Consider the following 6,607-nt stretch of genomic DNA (forward strand, 5'->3'; position numbering starts at 1 on the left):
AGCGAACGGGAAAGTTTCACTTCGCTTCAACTATTTACTTCAGTTCCACGACAGTAACGCCGTGTCCTCCTTCACCCGCTTCTCCATAACGGAAGCTTTTCACACGGGGATGGTTTTTCAAATACGTTTGAACACCTTGGCGCAATGCTCCCGTCCCTTTTCCGTGGATGATCGATACTTGATGGTAATTGGAAAGCAATGCATCATCCAAATATTTCTCTGTACGGAGCAACGCGTTTTCATATCGCTCTCCTCGAAGGTCAAGCTCCAATTTGACGTACGAATCTCTTCCTTTAACGGAAGCAGAAACGACTGTGTCCTTCACTTTTTCAGGCTTTGTATATTCCAGCACCGATTCATCAAGCTTCATTTTTAAGATGCCGATTTGTACAATCCATTCTTTTTCGGACACTTTTTCAACGAGTGTCCCTTTTTGTCCATACGTGATGACCTTCACTTCATCTCCAGCTTCCAAAGGTCTTGAAGCCGCCTTTGCTTTAATCTTTTTCTTTTTGTCTTCAGGGGCAGCCCCTTCCAATCGCTTGCGTGCCTCAATCAATTCATGCTCTTTAACATTCGCTCCCGCATTCAACCGCAATGCACGCAAATCGGAAATAACTGCCTCTGATTCGACACGGGCTTCTTCCACGATTTTTTTCGCTTTTTCTTTTGCATTTTCAATCAATTTTTCTTTCATATCATCGAATTCGGATAGCTTCGTTTCCAATTCACGTTTCAGTTTTTCCGTTTCGATCAACAATGCATGAGTTTGTTCCGCATCTTTCTCTGATTGAACCCTGCTTGATTCCAATGAAGCAATCATGGAATCGACCTCTCCACGGTCCGTTCCCGTGAATTTCTTTGCCCGTTTAATAATATGCTCATGAAGTCCGAGCCGTTTTGAGATTTCAAATGCGTTACTACGTCCAGGAACCCCGATTAACAAACGATACGTCGGACTAAGCGTATCAATATCGAATTCAACGCTCGCATTCGCCACGCCAGGACGGTTATAACCGTACGCTTTCAGCTCTGGATAGTGAGTCGTCGCCATCACTCTAGCCCCTGTACCATGCACTTCATCCAAAATGGAGATTGCCAAAGCTGCTCCTTCTTGTGGATCTGTACCTGAACCGAGTTCGTCAAAGATGAGCAACGAGCGAGAATCGAATTTCTTAAGAATATCGACAATGTTTACCATATGGGATGAAAACGTACTCAAGCTTTGCTCGATGGACTGTTCATCACCTATGTCGGCGTAGACGGAGTCGAATACAGCAATTTCCGACCCGTCCAATGCAGGGATCGGCAATCCTGCCTGGGCCATCAATGTGCATAAGCCAACTGTCTTTAATGTGACAGTCTTCCCTCCTGTATTCGGACCAGTAATGACGATCGTTGTAATTTCCTTCCCAAATTCAATCGTATTGGCAACCGCCTGTTCAATTGGCAATAAAGGATGGCGTGCCTTTGCCAAACGGATATATCCTTCATTATTCACTTCGGGCTTCGTGCACTTATGCGCAATCCCATATTTTGATTTGGCGAGGATGATATCGATTTCCGATAAGACATCGACGAGAACAAACAGATCATGTGCGACAGCTTGGACTTTCATCGATAGTTCCTGCAAGATTTTTTCGATTTCATCCTGCTCTTTCATCTTCAAATTGCGAATTTCATTATTCGCTTGGACGACAGCATCCGGTTCGATGAATAAAGTCTGTCCTGATGAGGACATGTCATGAATAACCCCGCCAAAATGAGATCGGTATTCCGCTTTGACGGGTATGACGTATCTGTCGTTTCGGATAGTTACGATGGAATCGGAAAGCATTTTCGATGCATTTCTACCACGTGTATATCCTTCTAGTTTTTCCCGAACACGGCCTTCCTGGATGCGCAAGCTTTGACGGATCGACCGAAGCGTGCCGGATGCACTGTCCACAACATGTCCATTTTCATCGATGGCCGCATTGATTTCGTGCTCGAGTGCCGTAAGAATCGGCAATGCCTCTTTTTTAGCTAGAAAATGTGGAATTTCAATATCTTCATCCTCATCAACGGACTCAATGAACTGCCGTAAGATCCTACTTGCTCGAATCGTATTGGCAGTCTCCATTAATTCGTATGCACTGAGAACACCGCCGATTTGAGCACGTTTTGCATGGGGCCTTATATCACTTATGCCGCCCATTGGCACATTTCCGCGCACTCTCAAAATTGCGAGTCCTTCGTCCGTTTCTTCAAGCAACCGGACGACTTCTTCATAGTCGCTTTGAGGAACTAACTTTTCAATATATGATCTTCCTGCGGATGACGTGCAATATGTCGCCACGATATCCCGGATTTTATCAAACTCAAGTGTTTTTAAGACACGGTTTTCCAATGTCTTACACTTCCTTTCATTTCCTTATGATTTCCCGGATGAATTGTTCAATCGGCCATGTATTCACGACCGTTTCTTTCTTCAACCATGCCTTTTGCGCGTATTTCACGCCAATTTCCATATGATCCAATTGATCGATCGTATGCGCATCTGTATTGACGGCAATTTTAACGCCTGCTTCTTGAGCCAATTCCAAATAGTCGACTGCTAAATCGAAGCGGTGCGGATTACCGTTCAGCTCCAATATTTTATCGTACTTTTTCGCCCATTCAATTAATTGGGGCACGTCAGGGTTATATCCGTCCCTTTGACCGATAATACGACCTGTTGGATGAGCGATCATCGTGACATATGGATTTTTCATCGCCGCATGCAGCCTGTTCATAATCTGCTCCTGCGATTGATTGAAATTGGAATGGATGGACGCGATGACAAAGTCGAGTTCCTGCAATAAATCATCATCGAAATCGAGCGTCCCATTCGGAAGGATATCCATTTCCGTACCACAGAAAATCTCGATGTCATCGTATTCCTCGTTCAATGAACGGATTTCTTTCATTTGGCTTCGAACTCTTTCCGGCGTTAATCCGTTCGCTATTTTTAAGTATTGCGTATGGTCGGTAATGACGATATGCGAATAGCCTTTCGCTCTACATGCTTCCACCATTTCGCGGATCGAATATCCGCCGTCCGACCAAGTCGTATGCATATGAAAATCGCCTCGGATATCTTCGAACGTTACAACTTCAGCAATTTCATTTGCGCGGTCTATCTCCGTCCCGTCTTTACGCAATGCTGGAGGGATGAAAGGCAAATCGAAGAAGGCGAAAAAATCGGCTTCCGATTCAAACATCTTAACCGATCCATCTTCCATTTCAACGCCGTATTCGCTAATTTTCATCCCTTTTGATTTCGCAAGTTGACGCATTTTCACATTATGGTCTTTCGAGCCTGTGAAGTGGTGCAAGGCGGTTGCAAATTGTTCATCGTTCACAAAGCGGAAATCCGCATCGACCAAATCGGCCATATCGAGGACGACAGATAGCTTCGAATCACCCGCAGCAACTGTTTCTTCGATCGGAAGTACTGCCATCAGTTTTTCCCGAACAGTGGACGGTTCATCCGTAACGATGATGAAGTCAACATCGCTGCTCTTCTCTTCAGCACGACGAAAACTTCCCGCAACAGAAAAACGAGTGATTTCCTCAATTTCACTCAATTCCTCTTCAATTGCATGTACAATCGTTTCCACTTGCCAAACGGGCAGCTTCCCTTTCCGGGTACCTAGTTGCTGCAGTTCATGCAATATTTTCTCTTCCGTCTTCTTACCGAATCCTGGAATGACACTCACTTTATTCGATTCACAAGCAATACGCAACGACTCGACAGAATCAATGCCGATCGCTTCCCGTAGCTTGGCAATTCTTTTGCCGCCGAGGCCGGGGACTTTTAAGAGTGGAATTAACCCTTTTGGAACCTCTTTCTCAAGTTCCTTCAGCAAGTCGGACTCCCCTTTTTCCATTAAATCGATGATGACGGCACCCGTCCCCTTACCGATCCCTTTCAGCTTCAATATATCATCCATCTCGGAGAGGCTCCGCGGATCAAGTTCGAGCACATTCGCGGCTTTTCGGAAGGCTCCCACTTTAAACGGATTTTCACCTAATAACTCCATATACAATGCGATTTTTTCGAACGTGCGAATGATCGTTTTTTTATTCATACATAACCACCCCTTCATTCTTGTGAATCGTTTAAAAAGGCCTCCCTCCAACGAAGAGGGGGCCGTGAACCGTTACTTAATATAAATATACCACCAATTCTTCACCATTTCCGAAATGACCGGAGTGTGTTCAAATATCATTTCTGCTAAGAATGATTTCCCGATCAGTTCTTGGATGAAATTAAGCGGCAGCATTGCCGAAAGATAGAGTAATAGGAATATGATTATATAAAACTCGATGAAACCTAAAGCAGCACCAGCAAAACGTGATAAAAAGCCCAAAACCGGTAGGAATTTCAGGAAATCGAACATGGATGCAATTAGCTGCAATATGAATTTGACAACGATGAAAATAATAACAAAGGCAAGCATCCTGTAAAACGTCTGATCCAGATCAAGTTGCTCGACAGTCCAACTCAATTTCGATCCTGCCGTCACGCCAGGATAAGGAATCCATAAGACGAACTTCTCAGCAAGCTGTTTGTAATAGAGATAAGCAACGATAAATGCGATAATGAAGCCTGTCATATGTATTAGTTGTACGATAAGCCCCCGTCTAAACCCGGTGATCAATCCCCCTAGTAGGAGGATGATAAGTAGTAAATCAAGCATATACGACCGTCAACCCTTCAACTTATTCAATTCTTCTTCTAAAAGCTCAATGCGCTCTTTTAATTTCAAGTAATCATGCACGCTGTTCACTGCGGTGAGGACAGCAATTTTGGAACTGTCCAGATAAGGGTTTCGTGAACTGATTTCCCTCATCCTTTCATCGACCATTGAAGCGACGAGTCGGACGTGACTGCTCGTTTCACTGCCGACAATCGTATACGTCTGTCCATATATGTCAACCGCAACGCGCGTCTTCTGCTCGTCTGTCAATGATGAAACCTCCTATTAATAAACACTTATCTGATAGCAGTTTGACGCTCCTGTACATGCTGCGTCTCTTCAGTAGAATAACATCTGCACATTTAAGTTAAAACTCTGTACACAATCATACCATGAAATCGTTTTAGATGAAAAGGGAAGGCGATGGATTCTGCGATATTGTACAATAGGGGAAATGAAGTTAAAGCCGGAGAGGAAGAGGACCATGGGTCAAAGCGTGTTGCAATTGGATAATGAGAAAATGACAAAATTAATCAATCATTACAAGGCATTCAAGATTATTCGAAATGCACCAGGGGTCGTTTTTGCTGCAAAACTGCCAGATGCCGCCATTACGGCATACAAATCGGGAAAAGTGCTATTTCAAGGTGGCGGAGCGCTTCGAGAGGCTAGTTTATGGGGCGATGGAGAAACGCAAACTGCTCCTTTACTCTCCAAACCAAAAGGTGAAGTGTTGCCTGATCGATTCTCCGAGATGTCCGTTCTTGGCTCTGATGAAACAGGTACAGGTGACTTTTTTGGTCCTGTCACGGTGGCGGCCTGTTTCGTCAGGGCCGATCAGATCGAGCTTGTTCGTGAGTTAGGGGTTAAGGACTCGAAGCAGTTGAATGATGATTTGATGAGAAGCATTGCACCTGATTTGCAGGCGACTCTCGTTCATAGCGTCCTAACGTTAACGAATGAGAAGTATAATGAGGTGCAGGCAAAGGGATGGTCGCAAGGGAAGATAAAAGCGTTGCTTCATAATCAAGCGTTGAAGCATGTCTTGCGTAAACTGAATGGCGAGAAACCTGATTATATATTGATTGATCAATTTGCTGAGCGTGGCATTTATTATAACCATATTAAAAACCAGCCGGAAATTGTTCGAGAAAACGTCTTGTTTTCAACGAAGGCGGAAGGTTTGCATGTCGCTGTAGCAGCGGCCTCCATTATTGCTAGAGTAGCATTTTTGGAAGAGATGGATCGGTTGAGCGAGATTGCAGGTGTCCGACTTCCAAAAGGTGCGGGAAAGATAGTGGATGAAGCAGCTGCGAAGATCTTATTAAAAAGTGGCGAAGAGACTCTGAAGTCAATGACGAAATGGCATTTCGCCAATGCGCAGAAGGCGAAAAAAATTGCGGCGATGAAAAGGTGATTGCTTGGATGTGGGACGGCTTGGTTTGAGCTCTAGGCGGCTCACTTTGAGCGTGGGACGGGTCGCTTTGAGAGCGGGACGGCTCGCTTTGAGAGCGAAACGGCTTACTTTGAGCGCGAAACGACTCGCTTTGGGCTCGGAACGGATCGTTTCGAGCGCGAAACGGCTTGCTTCGGGCGCGGAACGGCTCACTTCGAAGCTCGGAACGGCTCGTTTCGGGCGCGGAACGGCTCGTTTCGGGCGCGGAACGGCTCGTTTCGGGCGCGGAACGGCTCGTTTCGGGCGCGGAACGGCTCGTTTCGGGCGTGGAACGGATAGTTTCGGGCGCGGTACACCTCACTTCGAGGTGACGTACAATAGTCTGTGTAAGCACAAAAAAGATAGGGCATCCTCAAGGTTAATCACTACAAAAACCAAGGAGGATGCACTATCTATGTCTAGTATAATCGATAATCTGTTTTCTAAT

At 45.2% G+C, this 6,607-nt stretch carries 6 protein-coding genes; 2 read left to right on the plus strand and 4 right to left on the minus strand.

The window, feature by feature from the left end; genetic code table 11:
- Positions 1-34: 34 nt before the first annotated feature.
- From MHZ92_RS20335 to zapA, 4 genes are all read right to left on the minus strand, one after another.
- Entirely contained in the window at positions 35-2,389 is a 2,355-nt protein-coding gene (locus MHZ92_RS20335; protein ID WP_239433542.1) for an endonuclease MutS2, read from the minus strand.
- Positions 2,390-2,405: 16 nt separating this feature from the next.
- Positions 2,406-4,112 (minus strand): DNA polymerase/3'-5' exonuclease PolX, encoded by a 1,707-nt coding sequence (gene polX, locus MHZ92_RS20340; RefSeq protein ID WP_239433543.1) that lies wholly within the window; start codon positions 4,110-4,112, stop codon positions 2,406-2,408.
- A 72-nt stretch (positions 4,113-4,184) separates the two neighbouring features.
- Positions 4,185-4,724 (minus strand): CvpA family protein, encoded by a 540-nt coding sequence (locus MHZ92_RS20345; protein WP_239433544.1) that lies wholly within the window; start codon positions 4,722-4,724, stop codon positions 4,185-4,187.
- A 9-nt stretch (positions 4,725-4,733) separates the two neighbouring features.
- The gene (gene zapA, locus MHZ92_RS20350) at positions 4,734-4,994 is read right to left on the minus strand and encodes a cell division protein ZapA (RefSeq protein ID WP_239433545.1); all 261 of its coding nucleotides are present in this window, start codon (positions 4,992-4,994) and stop codon (positions 4,734-4,736) included.
- Positions 4,995-5,208: 214 nt separating this feature from the next.
- Here zapA and rnhC point away from each other — a divergent pair, with 214 nt between their 5' ends.
- Together rnhC and MHZ92_RS21690 are read left to right on the plus strand one after the other, a co-directional pair.
- Positions 5,209-6,141, plus strand: a complete 933-nt coding sequence (rnhC, locus tag MHZ92_RS20355) for a ribonuclease HIII (RefSeq protein WP_239433546.1) — start codon at positions 5,209-5,211, stop codon at positions 6,139-6,141.
- A gap of 46 nt (positions 6,142-6,187) precedes the next feature.
- A partial coding sequence (locus MHZ92_RS21690) for a hypothetical protein (RefSeq protein WP_239433547.1) occupies positions 6,188-6,607 on the plus strand: 420 nt, incomplete at its 3' end.

Origin of the sequence: Sporosarcina sp. ACRSL (genome assembly GCF_022346605.1) — a bacterium.
Classification (GTDB): domain Bacteria; phylum Bacillota; class Bacilli; order Bacillales_A; family Planococcaceae; genus Sporosarcina.

Bases quoted from the DNA above. Each gene is read 5' to 3' on its own strand.
- polX (WP_239433543.1), bottom strand. From the start codon at position 4,112: ATGAATAAAAAAACGATCATTCGCACGTTCGAAAAAATCGCATTGTAT.
- MHZ92_RS20345 (WP_239433544.1), bottom strand. From the start codon at position 4,724: ATGCTTGATTTACTACTTATCATCCTCCTACTAGGGGGATTGATCACC.
- rnhC (WP_239433546.1), top strand. From the start codon at position 5,209: ATGGGTCAAAGCGTGTTGCAATTGGATAATGAGAAAATGACAAAATTA.